Annotated in this window: 19 protein-coding genes; 11 read left to right on the top strand and 8 right to left on the bottom strand. The window is 26.5% G+C overall.

The features are described 5' to 3' along the window. The 7 genes from fliL to ACERKK_RS04930 form a co-directional block, all read left to right on the top strand. A partial coding sequence (gene fliL / locus ACERKK_RS04900) for a flagellar basal body-associated protein FliL (RefSeq protein ID WP_373771962.1) occupies positions 1-517 on the top strand: 517 nt, incomplete at its 5' end. Between the two features lie 2 nt (positions 518-519). After that, entirely contained in the window at positions 520-948 is a 429-nt protein-coding gene (locus ACERKK_RS04905; RefSeq protein ID WP_373771963.1) for a hypothetical protein, read from the top strand. Beyond that, positions 938-1,642: a flagellar basal body L-ring protein FlgH gene (locus ACERKK_RS04910; RefSeq protein WP_373771964.1), complete on the top strand. Its 705-nt coding sequence runs from the start codon at positions 938-940 to the stop codon at positions 1,640-1,642. The genes ACERKK_RS04905 and ACERKK_RS04910 overlap by 11 nt, the downstream gene beginning before the upstream one ends. A 55-nt stretch (positions 1,643-1,697) precedes the next feature. Next, positions 1,698-3,590, top strand: a complete 1,893-nt coding sequence (locus ACERKK_RS04915; protein ID WP_373771965.1) for a flagellar hook-associated protein FlgK — start codon at positions 1,698-1,700, stop codon at positions 3,588-3,590. Between the two features lie 13 nt (positions 3,591-3,603). Further along, a complete protein-coding gene (gene fliD, locus ACERKK_RS04920) occupies positions 3,604-4,962 on the top strand; it encodes a flagellar filament capping protein FliD (protein ID WP_373771966.1) in 1,359 nt (452 codons plus the stop codon). 111 nt (positions 4,963-5,073) lie between these two features. Then, entirely contained in the window at positions 5,074-5,430 is a 357-nt protein-coding gene (gene fliS / locus ACERKK_RS04925; RefSeq protein ID WP_373771967.1) for a flagellar export chaperone FliS, read from the top strand. After that, positions 5,406-5,675: a hypothetical protein gene (locus tag ACERKK_RS04930; protein WP_373771968.1), complete on the top strand. Its 270-nt coding sequence runs from the start codon at positions 5,406-5,408 to the stop codon at positions 5,673-5,675. Before fliS ends, ACERKK_RS04930 begins: the two co-directional genes overlap by 25 nt. On the opposite strand, the gene tilS is transcribed toward ACERKK_RS04930, so the two are convergent. The 6 genes from tilS to ACERKK_RS04960 all read right to left on the bottom strand — a co-directional run bounded on the left by tilS (position 5,664) and on the right by ACERKK_RS04960 (position 11,617). Next, the gene (gene tilS / locus ACERKK_RS04935) at positions 5,664-6,644 is read right to left on the bottom strand and encodes a tRNA lysidine(34) synthetase TilS (RefSeq protein ID WP_373771969.1); all 981 of its coding nucleotides are present in this window, start codon (positions 6,642-6,644) and stop codon (positions 5,664-5,666) included. The two genes, ACERKK_RS04930 and tilS, sit on opposite strands and share 12 nt — an antisense overlap. A 29-nt stretch (positions 6,645-6,673) precedes the next feature. Continuing rightward, positions 6,674-8,023 carry a 30S ribosomal protein S12 methylthiotransferase RimO gene (rimO, locus tag ACERKK_RS04940; RefSeq protein ID WP_373771970.1) on the bottom strand — a complete coding sequence of 450 codons (1,350 nt, stop codon included), beginning with the start codon at positions 8,021-8,023 and terminating at the stop codon, positions 6,674-6,676. Between the two features lie 93 nt (positions 8,024-8,116). Beyond that, positions 8,117-9,025 (bottom strand): DUF2860 family protein, encoded by a 909-nt coding sequence (locus ACERKK_RS04945; protein ID WP_373771971.1) that lies wholly within the window; start codon positions 9,023-9,025, stop codon positions 8,117-8,119. A gap of 97 nt (positions 9,026-9,122) precedes the next feature. Then, on the bottom strand, positions 9,123-9,689 hold the full coding sequence (locus ACERKK_RS04950; RefSeq protein WP_373771972.1) for a YceI family protein: 567 nt from the start codon (positions 9,687-9,689) through the stop codon (positions 9,123-9,125). A 90-nt stretch (positions 9,690-9,779) separates the two neighbouring features. Continuing rightward, positions 9,780-10,598: a pantoate--beta-alanine ligase gene (gene panC / locus ACERKK_RS04955; RefSeq protein WP_373771973.1), complete on the bottom strand. Its 819-nt coding sequence runs from the start codon at positions 10,596-10,598 to the stop codon at positions 9,780-9,782. 59 nt (positions 10,599-10,657) lie between these two features. Beyond that, complete coding sequence (locus tag ACERKK_RS04960) at positions 10,658-11,617, bottom strand: ABC transporter permease (protein ID WP_373771974.1); 960 nt, start codon at positions 11,615-11,617, stop codon at positions 10,658-10,660. A 148-nt stretch (positions 11,618-11,765) separates the two neighbouring features. Between ACERKK_RS04960 and acpS the strand changes: the two genes are divergently transcribed. Together acpS and ACERKK_RS04970 are read left to right on the top strand one after the other, a co-directional pair. After that, positions 11,766-12,113 carry a holo-ACP synthase gene (acpS, locus tag ACERKK_RS04965; RefSeq protein ID WP_373771975.1) on the top strand — a complete coding sequence of 116 codons (348 nt, stop codon included), beginning with the start codon at positions 11,766-11,768 and terminating at the stop codon, positions 12,111-12,113. 9 nt (positions 12,114-12,122) lie between these two features. Continuing rightward, positions 12,123-13,250 carry an HD domain-containing phosphohydrolase gene (locus ACERKK_RS04970; protein ID WP_373771976.1) on the top strand — a complete coding sequence of 376 codons (1,128 nt, stop codon included), beginning with the start codon at positions 12,123-12,125 and terminating at the stop codon, positions 13,248-13,250. A 2-nt stretch (positions 13,251-13,252) separates the two neighbouring features. On the opposite strand, the gene ruvX is transcribed toward ACERKK_RS04970, so the two are convergent. Beyond that, positions 13,253-13,639 (bottom strand): Holliday junction resolvase RuvX, encoded by a 387-nt coding sequence (ruvX, locus tag ACERKK_RS04975; protein ID WP_373771977.1) that lies wholly within the window; start codon positions 13,637-13,639, stop codon positions 13,253-13,255. Next, positions 13,636-14,547 carry a methylenetetrahydrofolate reductase gene (locus ACERKK_RS04980; RefSeq protein WP_373771978.1) on the bottom strand — a complete coding sequence of 304 codons (912 nt, stop codon included), beginning with the start codon at positions 14,545-14,547 and terminating at the stop codon, positions 13,636-13,638. The genes ruvX and ACERKK_RS04980 overlap by 4 nt, the downstream gene beginning before the upstream one ends. 71 nt (positions 14,548-14,618) lie before the next feature. Between ACERKK_RS04980 and serB the strand changes: the two genes are divergently transcribed. Then, on the top strand, positions 14,619-15,239 hold the full coding sequence (gene serB, locus ACERKK_RS04985) for a phosphoserine phosphatase SerB (RefSeq protein ID WP_373771979.1): 621 nt from the start codon (positions 14,619-14,621) through the stop codon (positions 15,237-15,239). An 11-nt stretch (positions 15,240-15,250) separates the two neighbouring features. After that, positions 15,251-16,205: transaldolase (locus ACERKK_RS04990; RefSeq protein WP_373771980.1), on the top strand; the 955-nt coding region annotated here is incomplete at its 3' end.

The following is a 16,205-nucleotide window of genomic DNA, read 5'->3' on the forward strand; positions in this document are numbered from 1 at the left end:
AAATAGTTCTGGTGGAGGAAAGGGATTAATTATCGTTTTAATTGGATTAGTTCTAGTTTTGATACTTGCAGTTGCAGGTGGAGCGTATTTTTTATATTCACAAGGTATTTTAACACCTAAAGATGGTGCAACAACTGAACAAGAACAAAAAGTTGTAAAAGAAGAAGCTGGTGATTCATCTGAAACTTATAAAGCTGAAGTAAATGATTTAGTTTTAAATATTACTAATGCTAAAGGAAGAGAAAAACTAATGAAGTTATCTTTTTCATTAAAAAGTGTAGAACCAACAATTGCTGCTTTAGTTGAAAAATATAATGCAGAAATTATTGATATTGTAATTAGACAAATTAGTGCTAGAAGTTCTGAAGAGTTATTAACAGTTGGTGGAAAAGCTTTACTTAAAGAAGAGTTATTAGAAGAAATAAATTTAGTAATGAATGAAATGACAGCTAATAATGAAGATGTAAAAAGTAATAATATTAAAAATATCTTATTTACAGCATTTGTAATTAAATAGTCATGATTGTATCTGTAAAAAGAAATAGAAAACAAAAAATAATAAAAATAGCATCATTAGTTGCTGTTGTTATTATGTTTATTGCATATTATTTTCATATGGAAAATGAGTTTAAATTACAGCAAGAAAAAGAGTTACAGTTAAAAAAAGCAGAAAAACTAAAAATTGAAACTAAGCTAAAAAAGAAAAAAGAGTTAGAACGTACACTTTTATCTGAAATTGAAAAGACAGTTGATTTAATTGGTCAAAAATATATAAACCATATTAAAATTGTAGAAGATAAAATTGTGATTATATGTGAACCTAATACAAATTTAGAAGCATTAATGATTAGATATGGCTCTATGGCTTTAGTAAAAGAGTCATTAAAAGAGACAATAATTGCTATTGATTTAAAATATATTGTAGAGAGTAGAATAAATGAAAAGTAGTATTTTTCTATTAATTATTTCTACTTTATTTATAGGTTGTACAAATTCAAAAGTTGATATGACTTTTAAAAAACCAAAAATTCAAATTCCTAAAAAACAACCTCAAGCAAAAAAGAATAAAGGTTCATTATATTCAATGCAAGGTGCTTCTTTATTTGCTGATAAAAAAGATTTACAAATTGGTGATATTATTTTAATTAATATAAAAGAAGATGTTCAATCAAATTCTAGTAATAAAAGAGAATTATCAAGCACAAGAGCAAATAGTTTAGGTGGTGGACTTTTAGCAGGAACTGATGCAAATGTTTTAGGTGCAACTACAGCTGGAATTGCGGATAAATTTAATCGTAATTTAGGTGTTGGCTTTAGCACAAATAGTTCAACATCAGATAAAGGTTCTACAAAAACACAATTTGATGAAACATTTGAAACAAGTATTTCTGCAATTATAGAAGAGATTTATCAAAATGGAAATTATTATATAAAAGGTTCAAAAGAACTTCTTATAGATGGACAAAAACAAGAAATAATTGTTGCAGGTGTTATAAGACCGTATGATATTACTTCAGATAATTCTATTGACTCAACACAAATTGCAAATTTAAAAGTATTATATAATAGAGAAGGCGAAGAAACGGATGTTTTAGATACGCCATGGGGAATAAAATTGCTAAGAAAGATTTGGCCATTTTAATCTAAATTTAAGAATTGTAATGTGATAATTAGAAATCTAATATAAAGGAGTATTCATGCTAAATTCATTACATGTGTCACAATCTGGTTTAAATGCAGCAAAAACTCAAGTTGAAAATGTATCAAATAATATAGCTAATGAGAATACTCCTGGATATAAAAAAAGAGTAGTTGACGTTACAGAAAATGCACAACTTGATTCAAGTGTTACAGGAAGTGGAGTTTCTGCAAATAGTACATATAGAATTATTTCAGAGTTTATGAATAATAATATATTAAATGAAAATTCAAAACTAGAACACTATGACAAATTATCTACAACACTAGAGAGTATTGAAACTATTTTTACAGAAACTGATAATAGTGGATTATCTGCTGATTTAAATAGATATTTTCAAGCAATCGAAGATTTAAGATCAAATCCAAATTCAGAAGTTTTTAAAACAAATGCTAAAAATCAAGGAACGATTTTAGTAAACTCTTTAAAAAATATTTATGAGGGTATTGAAACTGTAGAAAGATTAGAAAGAAATGACTTAGAAAACAATGTTGACAATGTTAATAATATTCTTAAAGAAATTGGTAATATTAATGATAAGATGTCAAGATATAGTGGTATGTCAAATGACTTACTTGATAAAAGAGATCGTTTAGAAAAAGAACTATCTGAGTATGTGAAAATAGATGTAAAAGTTGAAAATGGTATCTATCAATTAAAAATTGCAGGTGAAATTGCAATTGGCCAAAATGTTAATGTTAGAGAAGTAAAAGTATCAGAAGATTTAACAAGCCAAAAAGACAAATTCACACTTACAGATTCAAATAATAATTTCGTAGATTCAATTAAAAATATTCAAGACCCAAGCACTGGAGTTATAACTCCTAGAGCATTGGATAATGAAGATAAAGTTACATATAAATTAGAAAATGGAATGGAAGTTTCTGTAACTATTGGTGAAGTTGTAAAAGATAGTTTAGGTAATAATGTTGATTTAAATGGTGATGGTGATAATACAAATGATACTGTAACAAGTGCAAATGTAACAAGAGCACTTGTTTATAAAATAAATAGTGATTCAAGTATGTCTTCAATGGTTCAAGCTTATAATGGAGATTATGCTACTGATTCAAATGGTAATAAACTTACTAACGATACACAAGATAATTATTTAGTTATTGAAGCAAAAATACCAGGAACTGATGGTAAATTTGATGGAAGAATAAGTATTGTTGAGCAAACAGATGCAACAGATCCTTCTACAATTACAAGCAGAGAATCTATTGAAATTACAGAAGAAGATAGTAAAGAAGCTGTTGATAGAGTTTTTATTTCTTTATTTGATAAAGAGCTTTTTTTAAGTACTGGGGCTTTAAAAGCTCAAACAGATAATTTGACTTCTGATTCTTATAATAATAAGATACAAGGATATAAAGATAAACTTGATAACTTAGCAAAATCACTAAGTGATTTAACAGATAGTTATATTAAAACAGGAATTGATGAGTATGTTTATGGTGATAAAGCAACAGACTCAACTTTAGGTTCTGAGTCAATATTAAATCTTTTTTCAGGAAATAGTGTAGAAACATTGGTATTTAATGCTAATAATGTAAATGATTTAGATCAAAGAGATTTAGATTATTTAGGAACTTTACAATGGAAAAAAGATATTCCTTTTGGAGAAGATCAAAAAGAGAGTAGTTTCTTGGAGTTTTTCCAAGAGATAAAAGTTAATGTTTCAGAAGATAAAGAAAATAATGATTTTTTATTAAAAACTCAAAAAGATATAATTAATTCACTTGAAAATACTTATGACCAAATAACAAAAGTTGATAAAGATGAAGAGATGTTAAATTTAGTAAAGTTTCAATCAGCATATACTGCTAATGCAAAGATTGTAACTACAATTGATGAAATGATACAAGTATTACTTGGATTAAAAAGATAAATAGGAGGATACGATGGCTGAAGGTGTATTAGGAATGGGTTCTGGACAAGCGTCTGCTTTAAATTCTGAATTAATTGATAAGTTAAAAGCGGCAGAAAGAAAAGCCAGAGTTGAACCTATTGAAAAAAATATAGAAAATATTGAACTAGAAAAAGAGGTTATGGTTAATATTAATCTAAAAGTTTCTGAACTTTTAGATTCTATTAAACCATTTGATTTATTTATTTCAGGTGGAGGTACTGCTTTTGATCAAAAAGCTGCTACAACATCAGGAGATAGTGTAGTTTTTGATGCAGTAGATGTTGCAAATTTAAACAAAGGTATTACATCTGTTAATGTTACACAATTATCTCAAAAAGATGTTTATCAATCAAATACAGTAACAAGTGCACAAAAAGATACGTTAGGAGATATTGGTACATTAACTATTAGTGTTAATGGTACATCACATGATTTTAATACTGCTGATTATGCAACTTATGATGAATTAAAAGATGCAATAAATGTTACAGCTGGAATAAATGCTTCTTTTGATCAAGTTGGTACAGATTCATTTAGATTAATTTTAAAAAGTGAAGAATCAGGACTTGATAATGCATTAACAATTTCTGGAACTGCAAGTCAAGCTTTAGGATTTACAACTGATGGGACTACTGTAAATAATACAAACCATATTTTAACAGCACAAAATATGAATGCTACTATTGATGGTGTTGATTATGATGTTTCAACAAATAGTATTGAAATTGACGGTTTAAAAATTACTGCTAATAAACTTGGAGAATCAAGTATTAATATTACAGATGACAAATCACAAGTTACACTACAAATGCAATCATTTGTAGATAAATACAATGAATTAGTTACTATGATTGATGATGAAGTCTATAATGGAGATTCAGCGGTTGGTGATAAATCAGCATTGAGAAATATTTTAGATCAATTAAAAGATAAGTTATTTGGTGAATATGGAACAAATGACGATAAGTCTGTATTTAATTACGGATTAGATTTAGATAAGTCAGGTAAAATATCATTAGATGTAACAAAATTTAATAGTGCTGTAGAAAATAATCTTTCAGATTTAAAAGACTTACTAGTTGGAAGTGCAGAAAAAGAAGGTTTAGGAACACAGTTAAAATCTGTAATTGATGAAATGAAGTTCTCTGATGGTATATTAAGTATTTATGATGATAATATAGATAAAAGAGAAGAAACTCTAACAAAAGACAAAGAAAAAGCAGAAGAATCATTAAAAAGTAAGTATCAAGAACTTGCTGCACAGTTTGCAGCTTATGGTTCAATAATTAATAGTTTTGAATCATCTTTTAGTGGATTAAAGATGATGATTGCAGAATCAACTTCAAGTTAAAACTATTCATAAAAAAAGAAAAAATTAGTAATAATAATTTTTTCTTTTTGACTTAATTAAGCTAAGCTATACTATACTACTGTTTATATAAATTTGTAACGGAGATAATTTATGGGATTAGAAATATATAATCAACAAAGTGCGGTATCAGATGATCCGTATGCTCTAATATTAAAATTATACGAGGGTATTATCAAATTCCTTTCTTTTGTAAAAAGTGCAATGGAAGAAGGAAATATTGAAGCAAAATTTACTTATATTAATAAAGTAATTGCTATTTTTGATGAACTTAGAAACGTACTTGATTTTGATGGTGGAGATGTTGCATATTACTTAGATGGATTATATCTTTATCAAATTGAAACTTTATTCTCTTCTGGAATTGATGACAATATAAATGCAGTAAATCAGGTTATGAAAGTTACTCAAGGATTAATTGAAGCATGGAAAGAAGAAACAGGTCTTTAAAAGCCTTAAGCGAATTAATTTATATTGATTCACTTGACTCATTTGAAAAAGGTGATGCTTTAGTAAAATGGGGTCAAGAATATTTAAAAGATGATATAAAAGAATCTTTTGATTTAGAAATTGATGACCTTTGTAAGCTTGATGAATTATTTTTCAAAAATATTAACTTTTTAAAAAAACAAAGAGAAGTTGCTAGAAAAGAGATTATCAAAGTTGAAAAAGTAAAAAAATTTTTAGATAATTAAGTCTTTTAATTCAATGTTTTTTTCAAAAATATAAGCTCTTATATTTTTAGGAATCTTTTTTATTCTACATAATTCTTTAAACTCTTTTGTCATATCTTTACTTGATATAGGTGCAATCCAAATAAAATTATCAGAAATACTAATTGCTATTTTATGTGAAACTACAAGCTCTTTTTGCTTTAATATTTCATCTCTTTGAGCTTTTGAAAGTAAAATACCTCTTTTTTTTAGTGATAAATCAATTACTCTTATATTTAAATTATTATCTGTAATATTTTGAAAAATTTCTAATTCTTTGATTTTTAAAATAGCTTCAGCTTTCATATTTAATGATACTAAATCATTACCTAAATATCTAAAAGAATTAATAATCCCTTTTTCGTATTCATTTAAAAATTTATCACTATAATTATGCCTAAAATAATTTCTTGTATATTTTTCATCATAGTTTGATTTATCAACAAAATATTTATAACTGTATTTTTTTAAATAAGCTTCTAAATCATCTTTTTTTGTTTCTAAAAGTGGCTTAAAAATAAAATAGTTTTCTTTCTCTTCAACTTCATTAAATCCAATTAACTCAAGTAACCCTGCACCTTTACTTAATTGCATTAAAAACCATTCTAGTTTATCATTTAGTTGATGTGCTGTGATTAAAGATTCATATTCATATTCAGATACTAATTCTTCAAAAAATTTATATCTAATATCTCTAGCAGTTTTTTCAAAGTTTGATTTTGATTCAATTAAAACTTCTTTATAAAAAATCTCTTTTCCATATAAAGAAGCTAGTTCTATTGCATAGTTTAGTTCTTCAGCAGATTGTCTTCTTACATTATAATTAACTATTGCTATATCAAAAGGAATATTACTTTCAACTAATAAAAAAAACAATGCTGTTGAGTCAATTCCTGCTGAAAATGCCAATAAGTTTTTTGTTTCTTTTATTTTTGTAAAATCTAGTCTCAAAATAATAAATCCTTTTAATATTAATTTAACTACTTAATTACAGTTGCTAGTAATTTATCTCCAACTAATTCAGTAATCTTTACAGTATAAATTTTCCCAAACTCTAATTGTTGTGGATTGTTTTCATCATATAGTTCATTATCATTAATGTAAATTTCCCCATCAATATCAGGTGCCCACATGATTTTTCTTGCACTTAATAAGTATTCATGTTCTTCACTTTCACCATCAATATAAACTTCAAAAGTTTTACCAACTTCTTTTTCTAAAGATTCTTGAGTTGTTTGTGCAATTATCTCACCAATTTCATCTGCTCTTTCATCTATAATCTCTTGTTCTATTAAGCTATCAGAATTAGCTGCTGCTGTACCTTCTTCTGTTGAATAAGAGAATACATTTGCTCTATCAAACTTATACTCTTCAATATACTTACATAATGCTTCATGGTCTTCTTGTGTTTCGCCTGGATGACCTGCTATAAATGTAGTTCTAACAAAAGCATTTGGTTTTGATTTCATATGATCCATTAATTCAATTAATTTTTCAACACCTTTTCCTCTTTTCATGATTTTTAACATTGAAGGAGTTATGTGTTGTAATGGCATATCAAAATAGTTTTGGAAAATTTTTGAATCAGCAATTTTATCAATTAAAGCTAATGTTGTAGTTGATGGGTAAAGATATAAAATTCTAGCTGTTAGAATTCCTTTTATTTTATCAACTTCAGTAATTAATTGTTCTAAACCATCTTTATGACCTAAATCTCTTAAAAATGATGAAGAGTCTTGTGATACAAAAGAAAAATCAGTATAACCTTTTGATACTAAAGATTTAACTTCTTTTACAAGTGATTCTAATGTTCTAGAATGTAATTTTCCTTTAAATGAAGGAATTGCACAGAATGAACAAGATTGGTTACAACCTTCGCTTAATTTGATATAAGCATGGTATGAAGAACCAGTTATTACTCTTTCATTTATATCTGATGCTAAGAATACTTCATTTGTAAATGCACTTCTTTTTTCATTTACTAGTTCATCAATTTTATCATAATCACCAACACCTGTAAAAATATCTACTTCAGGTATCTCTTTTTGTAATTCTTCTTGATATCTTTGCGTAAGACAACCTGCAACTACTAATACAGATTCTTCTTTTCTTTGTTCATGTAAATCTAAAATAGTGTTGATACTTTCTTCTTTTGCACTATCAATAAATCCACAAGTATTTACAATTAATACATCAGCACTTGTTGCATCATCTGTTATTTTATATTCTTTTAATTTACCTAGCATAATTTCTGAATCAACTAGATTCTTAGTACAACCAAGAGATACTAGATGTAAAGATTTTGTAGGGTTTTGAGTTGTAAATTTCATATAAAGTTATTACCTTAGTTTTTTTGCAATTTTATCATAAACTTAATAAGAGATTATATAAACCTTTTATTAAGTATTAAAGTTGTTCTTTTTTTAAAACTTATAAGCTAAGCTAACAATTGCAAAAGAGGTTTTTGAATCATAAAAACTTTCATTAGTATCTTTTTTTTCTAATCCCATTTTTAAACTAATATAAGTATTTTGGTATTTAAATGGCTCATTGTATTTTAAAATTGTTTTTATTCCATATATATTTTCATTTATTGATTTATTAAATACTGGATTGATATCATCAAAATCTTTTTTTGCAATATTTGTTAGTACTGTTAATTCTAAATTTTCATTAATAATACTTGATAGACCTAATTCAAAATTTATCTCATTGTATGCACTAGCTTTTCCTTTTGCTTTATAATTTTCAAAAGAAATATTATTGATATAAGCAATAGGTTTTTGTAATAAAGATGAATAAAAGATATTATTTAAAGCTAAAATATTTCTAATACCATCTCTTTTTAATTGTGTTTGGACACTATCTTTATCATAAGACTTTTCACTTATTTCATATTTTAAAACAGATTTATAGTCTTTATTTGACAATAGTGTATAAGCTAAATATGCACCAAACTCTTTTGTTTTTGTTTCTTCTTTATTAGTATTTGTAATAAATGGATTTTCCCACTCTTCATTTAGTAAATCTAATTTTAATCCCATATCAAACTCTCCCAAATTAGAGGAAAACTTGTTACCAATATTCAAATCTTTTGCAATTGATTTTAAATATAAGTTATGTGAGTGTGTTAAATTTTTTGAATAATAAAATTCAAAATAGGGAAGTGTTTTATCTTCATTTGAAGTGTAATCAAAACTAGAAATATTCTTTTTTTGTAATGTTGAGAAGTTGTTATTTGTTTTTATTGAAATTGTTCCAATTTCGAAATAGTTTTCTTGTGTTGCAAAAGCAGATGAGATAAGTGCACTTGATAATAATAATTTTTTCATTTAAATCCTTTTATAAAAAAAGATTATAAATAAAAAAAGTGTCAATGCAGTGTTGATATAAAGAGGAATAAGATTTTCTCTTATTCCTAGGTTTGATTTATTTAGCTTTAATACCTTCAACTTCGATATCAAGTTTAACTATTTCACCAACAGCAACTCCACCAGTTTCTAGTACTTTATTCCAAGTAATGCCAAAATCTTTTCTATTGATTTTTCCAGATAGTGCAAATGCTGCTCTTTCATTTCCCCAAGGATCTTTTACTGTTCCACCATTTTCAAGTTCAAGTTTGATATTTTTTGTAATACCTTTTAATGTAATATCTCCATATGCATATTCACCATCAATTTTTGTTAATTTAAAATTGATTTTTGGGAATTTCTTTGCTGAAAATAGTTCATCTTCTTTTAAGTGTGTGTCTCTTTTTTCATTAGCAGTATTAATTGATTCTACATTAATTTCACCACTTAATGATGTTAATGTATTTGTTTTTTCATCATATTCAAAAGTACCTGTAAATTCATCAAAAGAACCTGATACATTTGAAATCATCATATGCTTAACTTTGAATCCCATATTTGAATGACTTTTATCTACATTATACGTTCCTGCAAATAATGAGGATACTAATAAAGCACTTGCTAAAGTTAGTTTTTTTATATTCATATTTTATCCTTGAAGTAAAATTGTTAATAATGAAGATAACATATAAGAACTTAAATAAGTATAATTAAATTATAAATATAATTCTTTTATTTAAACCCAAATATTATCTAATAATCTTGTATTTCCAAATCTTGCCACAACTAGAATAATTGAATTTTTTAATTCAATATTTTCTATTTCATTAAAATCTCTATCAACAATAGCAATATACTCTACATCAAGAGTACTCATCACATCATTCATTCTTTGTTTTAGTACATTTGAATTTAATTCATTTTTTCCAATTAATGAGGCTGCTGTATATAAAGATTTACAAATAAGTAAAGAATCTTTCCTTTGTACTTCATTTAAATAAACATTTCTTGAACTCATCGCAAGTCCATCAGCTTCTCTTATTATTTCACATGGAATTATATTTATTGGTAAAAATAAATTTCTAACCATTTGAGTTATAAGAGAAAGTTGCTGTGCATCTTTTTTACCAAAATATGCATTCGTTGGTTGAGTTAATCCAAATAGTTTTAAAACAATTTGTAATACACCATCAAAATGTCCAGGTCTTGTTCTTCCTTCTAAAATATAGCTTTTATTTGGAGCTTTTATTAAAACTTCTTCACTTGTGTACATTGTTGAAATTTCAGGCATAAAAACATAATCAACCTTACACATTTCACAGATTCTTTTGTCTGCTTCATCTTTTCTAGGATATGCATCTAAATCTTCTGTTGGCAAAAATTGTGTTGGATTTACAAAAATTGAAACGATTACAATATCGTTTTCATTTCTTGCTTGTTTTATTAACGAAATATGACCATCATGTAGAGCTCCCATAGTTGGAACAAAACCTACTGTTGATGTTATACTTTTTCTTACATTTTGTAGTTCTTCAATAGTTTTTAATACTTTCAAATTGCATCCTTAAATTAAAGACGAGATTATATCAAACTTGACTTTGTTTTTGCCTATTTTTATTTATTATTATAATTAGGATTTAATTTTAGTAAAACTAAATCAGCAATCATATTTCCAATTAAAGTTAAAAATGCACCAATTATTAGTATTCCCATAATTACTGGATAATCATGACTTAAAGCACTTTGGAAAAATAATAAACCCATTCCATCAATAGAAAATATTGTCTCTAAAATAACAGAACCACCAATAATTCCAGGTAGTGATAATCCAAGTAGCGTAATTACAGGAGGATAAAGATTTGGTAAAATATAGTGTCTAAGTATTTGTGAATTATTTAAACCTCTTGCACGAGCGAAGAAAATATAATCAGATTTTAATATCTCAATTGTAAGTGAACGAATATATAAAGTAAGACTTCCAATTCCACCAAAAACAATAATAAAAATAGGTAAAATCAAATGCCATGCATAATCTAAATAGTATTCTAAACTACCATCATCACTCATTGAGTGTAATCCTGCAATTGGTAAAATCTCAAAATTTATAGCAAAAACTAATACACAAAGTAGGGCTAAATAAAAACTAGGCATTGAAAAACTAAGTAGTGATAATTGTCCTGTAAATTTATCAAAAAAACTATTTTTATTTAAAGCAGATTTTATTCCTAAATATAAAGATAAAACAAATATAAAAACCATAGATGTAATATTTATAATAAGAGTAATAGGCATTCTACTAATTATTTCATCTTTTACCATTACACCACTTGCAAAAGAAATTCCAAAATCAAGTTGAACAATAGCCGTAATCCATGAAAAAAACTGGACATACAAAGGTTTATCCAAACCATATACAGCTTTTAATTGTGCTATTGATTCTTCTGTAATATTAGGATTTAATTCACCACTTGCAAAAAAAGAGTTTGGAGCTGCATTTATTGCTATAAAAGATATAAGACTTATAATAAATAGCATGATGGCAAGATAGGTTAATTTATTTAATAGTAATTTCATAGAATGATTATACAGAAGATAGGTTTAATATCAATATATGATTATTATTTTTAATCTTGAATAAATAAGTTTTAAGCTTTTTGTAATCATAGCACTTAATAAGATATAATAATACCCTTATAACAATTATTAAAACAATAGGCTTAAAATGATAGGTATAGATATAGCATCAGTAAATAGAATAAAAAGAATGTATGAAAAATTTGGAATAAAGGCTTATGAAAAGTTTTTAAGTCAAGAAGAAATAGAATTAATCAAAAAACCAGAAACAGCAGCTGGTTTTTGGGCAGCAAAAGAAGCAGCTAGTAAGGCTCTTGGTACTGGTATTGGTGCATCTTGTGCCTTTCATGATATAAAAATATCAAAAACAAAACTAGGTGCTCCAAAGTTAAAATATAAGAAAAAAATCAGAAAAAAGTTTAATATTAAAAAATCACATATTTCAATAACACATGACGAAGGATTTGCAATAGCTGTGGTAACTTTAGAAAAATAAGGAAATAGAATGAATTTTTTGAAAAAAAACTGTTCCAATATGTCAGAATTGGAAATAAATATACGGTGGATAGCTAGTATAGTATTTGCAATTTTAGCATGTGTAACACCATATTGGTATCTATTTTTTGCTACTGCACTTTTGATGTATCAAAATTTAATAAAAAACTGTTTCCTTTATTCTGCACTTGGACTTCGTAGTGAACTTAAAAAGAGAAATGAATATTTACAAGCTTTACCAAATAAAAATCCAGAACCAATTATGGTTATAAATCATGATGCACAAATAGAGTATAGAAATCAACCTGCAAAAGATATTTTTTCAAATAATAATACTTTTGAATTTTTAAATAACAAAGAGTTTTTAAATCAAGTGATTTTAAATGAAGATACAAAACAAATAGAGCATAAATTTAGTGAAGATAAAATCTATACTTTTGTTTTAAAAGGTGTACGTAAATTAAATGCAATTATGGTTTATGGTACTGATATTACAAATATTATAAAAGCAGAACAAGAGATTATAAATACACAAAAAGATATTGTTTATACTATGGGTGCTATTGGAGAATCAAGAAGTAATGAAACGGGTAATCATGTAAAAAGAGTTGCTATTTATTCAGAAATCCTTGCTTTAAGATATGGATTATCAAAAGAAGAAGCTAGTTTATTAAAATTAGCTTCTCCTATGCATGATATTGGAAAAGTTGGTATTAAAGATAAAATTCTAAATAAACCAGGAAAACTAACAGATGATGAATTTAAAATTATGAAAACCCATTCTACATTGGGTTATAATATGCTTAAAAATTCTGATAAAGAGATTTTAAAAGCAGCAGCAATTGTTGCACATCAACATCATGAAAAATGGGATGGAAGTGGTTATCCTAAAAAGCTTAAAGGTGAAGATATCCATATCTTTGGAAGAATTACAGCTATTGCTGATGTATTTGATGCTTTAGGTAGTCAAAGAGTTTACAAAGAAGCTTGGCCTCTTGAAGATATTTTCGAATTATTTAAAAAAGAAAAGGGTAAACATTTTGACCCAAAACTTGTAGATTTATTTTTTGAAAACTTTGATGAAATAAATGAAGTAAGATTAAAATATGTTGATAATGTAAAAAAGAAAAGTAATTAGATTTACTTTCCTCTTTTTGCTAAATATCTCTCTAAAATAATCTTAGCAGCAATAGAATCAACTCTTCCATCTCTTTTATATTTAATATCGCCTTTTATTAAATTCTCTGCTTCAATAGAACTCATATTTTCTTCACAAAGTTCATAAGGAATTTTTAAATCTAAAAGATTAATAAAGTGATTAATTCTTTTTTGCATATCTTCACTAGAGCTTGGATATCCAACTATTAGTTTTTCTATTTCCCACTCTTTTAAAAATGTATTTACATCATTTGAAGCTTGATTTCTATTTTTTCTTAAAATAGCACTTTGAGGTGTTACAATATCTGAGGTAAGACAAATAGCAATACCAATTCTTTTAAGTCCTACATCAATACAAGCTAATTTCAAGAAATAACCTCATTTGCAACATCAAATCTATTTGCTGTCATTAAGTGAATTTTAGGATGAAATTTTCTAATTTCTTTATATAAGTCAGTACTTAATTGCATACCTACTTTATACTCTTCATCTTCTGATATTTTATGTGCAGCTTCTAGTTTATCTATCCAAAGTTGAGGAACATGAATACCTGGAACTTGTGCTGATAAAAATAGTGCAGTTCTAAGTTTAGTAATAGGAAATAATCCAAAAATTAATTGTGCTTTCTTTTTATCACCAGAAACGTCAGCTTTTGCTTTATCAAATGTTTCAAGTAGTTTTTTTGCATTTTCAATATCAAATACAGGCTGTGAAATAATTCCTAAAGAACCATTTTGAACTTTTTGATGCATTTTTCTTTCTAAACTTGAAAAGTTTTTTGCATAAGAGTTTACAACAGAAAATGGATAAATTTGTTTAGGTTCAATCTTAAAAGGTCGACCTGCAAAGTCCATACCATAGTTAAATGATTTAATAATTTTTAAAAGCATAAGTGAATTAGCTTCAAATACACCTTTTGAATGTGGTTGGTCACTCATTTTTGCAGGATCACCTGTAAGTGCTAAAATAGCTCTAACATCAAATTCATTTGCTCCTAATAAATCAGCTTGTAATGCAATTTTATTTCTATCTCTCATAGTCATTGTTGCAATTACTGGTTTTGCAAATTCATTTTGTAATTTTAATGATGCAAATAGTGCATTATATTTAAGTTTTGCAAGTGGATTATCTGTACATGAGAATCCATCAACTTTATCTTGTAGCTTAAATTTTTTAATTCTCTCAATAATATTATGCATTGTAGGTTCATGCTGAGGAGTTGTTTCTAAAGTTAAAAAATAATCTTCTTGTAATTTCTGTAATAGTGTTTCAAACATAGTGGAAAACATTCCTTTAGTATAATTTAGATAATATTATACACTTTAAACAATAAAACTAGGGAAAATTAATGAAATTAGCTGTTTTTGATTTTGATTCAACACTTATGGATGGAGAGACTATTGACTTTTTAGCAAAGCCTCTTGGACTTGAAGAAAAGGTTGCTTCTATTACTGAAAAAGCAATGGCGGGAGAGCTAGATTTTTTTGAATCTTTAATAGAAAGAGTATCTTTACTTAAAGGTCTACCTTATTCTAAAGCTGTTGAAATTTGTAAAGATTTACCGTTGATGCCAGGTGCTTATGAGTTAGTTGCTGAACTGAAAAAAAGAGATTACAAAGTTGTATGTTTTTCAGGTGGATTTAGAATAGGAACTTCTCCTGCTAAAGAAAAACTATGTTTAGATGCCGATTTCTCAAATGTTTTACATGAAAGAGAAGGTATTTTAACAGGTCTTGTTGGTGGAGATATGATGTTTGGTTATTCAAAAGGTGATATGATTCAAAGACTTCAAAATATACTTGGAATTACGAGAGAAAATACATTAGTATGTGGAGATGGTGCAAATGATTTATCTATGTTTGCTCATGCAGATACAAGAATTGCATTTTGTGCAAGAGATGTATTAAAAAAAGAAGCAAATATAATTATTGATGAAAAAGATTTAACAAAAATTTTAGAAAAAATATAAGGAAATTATAGATGAGTTTAAAAGAAGAAATTAATTACTCTTTATGGTGTGATTTTATAGAAAGAGATTTTTTAGAAAATAGATTTCAAGAGATTATAAAAGAAGAAATTATTCAAGGTGCTACATCAAACCCTGCTATTTTTGAATCATCAATTTCAAACTCTGTTGCTTATAAACAACAACTTGATATGTTACAAGCAAATAATGCAAAAACAATTTATGAAGAATTAGCATTAACAGATATTAAAAGAGCAGCAGCACTTTTAGATGATTTACATCTTAATAATTCTGATGATGGATTTATTTCTATTGAAGTTGACCCTTCTTTATGTGATGATGCACAAGGTACAATTGATGAAGGTATTAGACTTAACTCATTAATTAATGCAGAAAATGTAATGATTAAAATTCCAGCAACGCAAGCTGGATATATTGCAATGAGAGAGTTAACATCAAAAGGAATTAATGTAAATGCAACATTAATCTTTTCACCAGAACAAGCTATCAAATGTACTCAAGCATTAAATGAAGGAATAAAAGAATCAAATAAAGATATCAAAGCTGTTGTATCTATTTTTGTATCAAGATTTGATAGATTAACTGACAAAGAGTTTTCTTTAAAAGGATTATTACCATCTAAGCTTGGTATTGTAAATGCAACTAAATGTTATCATGAAATTAATAAATTCAAAAACTCAAATATTAGAACTTTATTTGCAAGTACAGGTGTAAAAGGTGATGATTTAGCTCCTAGTTATTATGTAGATAATTTAATTTTTCCAAACTCTGTAAATACAGCACCACTTGCTACAATTGAAGATTGGGTTCAAGATGGAGCAAAATATGAAAGTGAAATTATGTCAGAAAATGATTGTGATGAGTATTTTGAAGAGTTAAAAGCAAAAGGTATTGATATGGATAAAATCTATAACAAACTTTTAACAGATGGACTTGAGTCATTTAAAG

Origin of the sequence: Poseidonibacter sp. (assembly GCF_041821165.1) — a bacterium.
Taxonomy (GTDB): Bacteria; Campylobacterota; Campylobacteria; order Campylobacterales; family Arcobacteraceae; genus Poseidonibacter.

Bases quoted from the DNA above. Each gene is read 5' to 3' on its own strand.
- serB (WP_373771979.1), top strand. From the start codon at position 14,619: ATGAAATTAGCTGTTTTTGATTTTGATTCAACACTTATGGATGGAGAG.
- ACERKK_RS04930 (WP_373771968.1), top strand. From the start codon at position 5,406: ATGGAAAGAAGAAACAGGTCTTTAAAAGCCTTAAGCGAATTAATTTAT.
- ACERKK_RS04970 (WP_373771976.1), top strand. From the start codon at position 12,123: ATGAATTTTTTGAAAAAAAACTGTTCCAATATGTCAGAATTGGAAATA.
- ACERKK_RS04980 (WP_373771978.1), bottom strand. From the start codon at position 14,547: ATGTTTGAAACACTATTACAGAAATTACAAGAAGATTATTTTTTAACT.
- ACERKK_RS04915 (WP_373771965.1), top strand. From the start codon at position 1,698: ATGCTAAATTCATTACATGTGTCACAATCTGGTTTAAATGCAGCAAAA.
- ACERKK_RS04945 (WP_373771971.1), bottom strand. From the start codon at position 9,025: ATGAAAAAATTATTATTATCAAGTGCACTTATCTCATCTGCTTTTGCA.
- fliS (WP_373771967.1), top strand. From the start codon at position 5,074: ATGGGATTAGAAATATATAATCAACAAAGTGCGGTATCAGATGATCCG.
- rimO (WP_373771970.1), bottom strand. From the start codon at position 8,023: ATGAAATTTACAACTCAAAACCCTACAAAATCTTTACATCTAGTATCT.
- ACERKK_RS04960 (WP_373771974.1), bottom strand. From the start codon at position 11,617: ATGAAATTACTATTAAATAAATTAACCTATCTTGCCATCATGCTATTT.
- ACERKK_RS04910 (WP_373771964.1), top strand. From the start codon at position 938: ATGAAAAGTAGTATTTTTCTATTAATTATTTCTACTTTATTTATAGGT.
- ACERKK_RS04905 (WP_373771963.1), top strand. From the start codon at position 520: ATGATTGTATCTGTAAAAAGAAATAGAAAACAAAAAATAATAAAAATA.
- ACERKK_RS04950 (WP_373771972.1), bottom strand. From the start codon at position 9,689: ATGAATATAAAAAAACTAACTTTAGCAAGTGCTTTATTAGTATCCTCA.
- fliD (WP_373771966.1), top strand. From the start codon at position 3,604: ATGGCTGAAGGTGTATTAGGAATGGGTTCTGGACAAGCGTCTGCTTTA.
- acpS (WP_373771975.1), top strand. From the start codon at position 11,766: ATGATAGGTATAGATATAGCATCAGTAAATAGAATAAAAAGAATGTAT.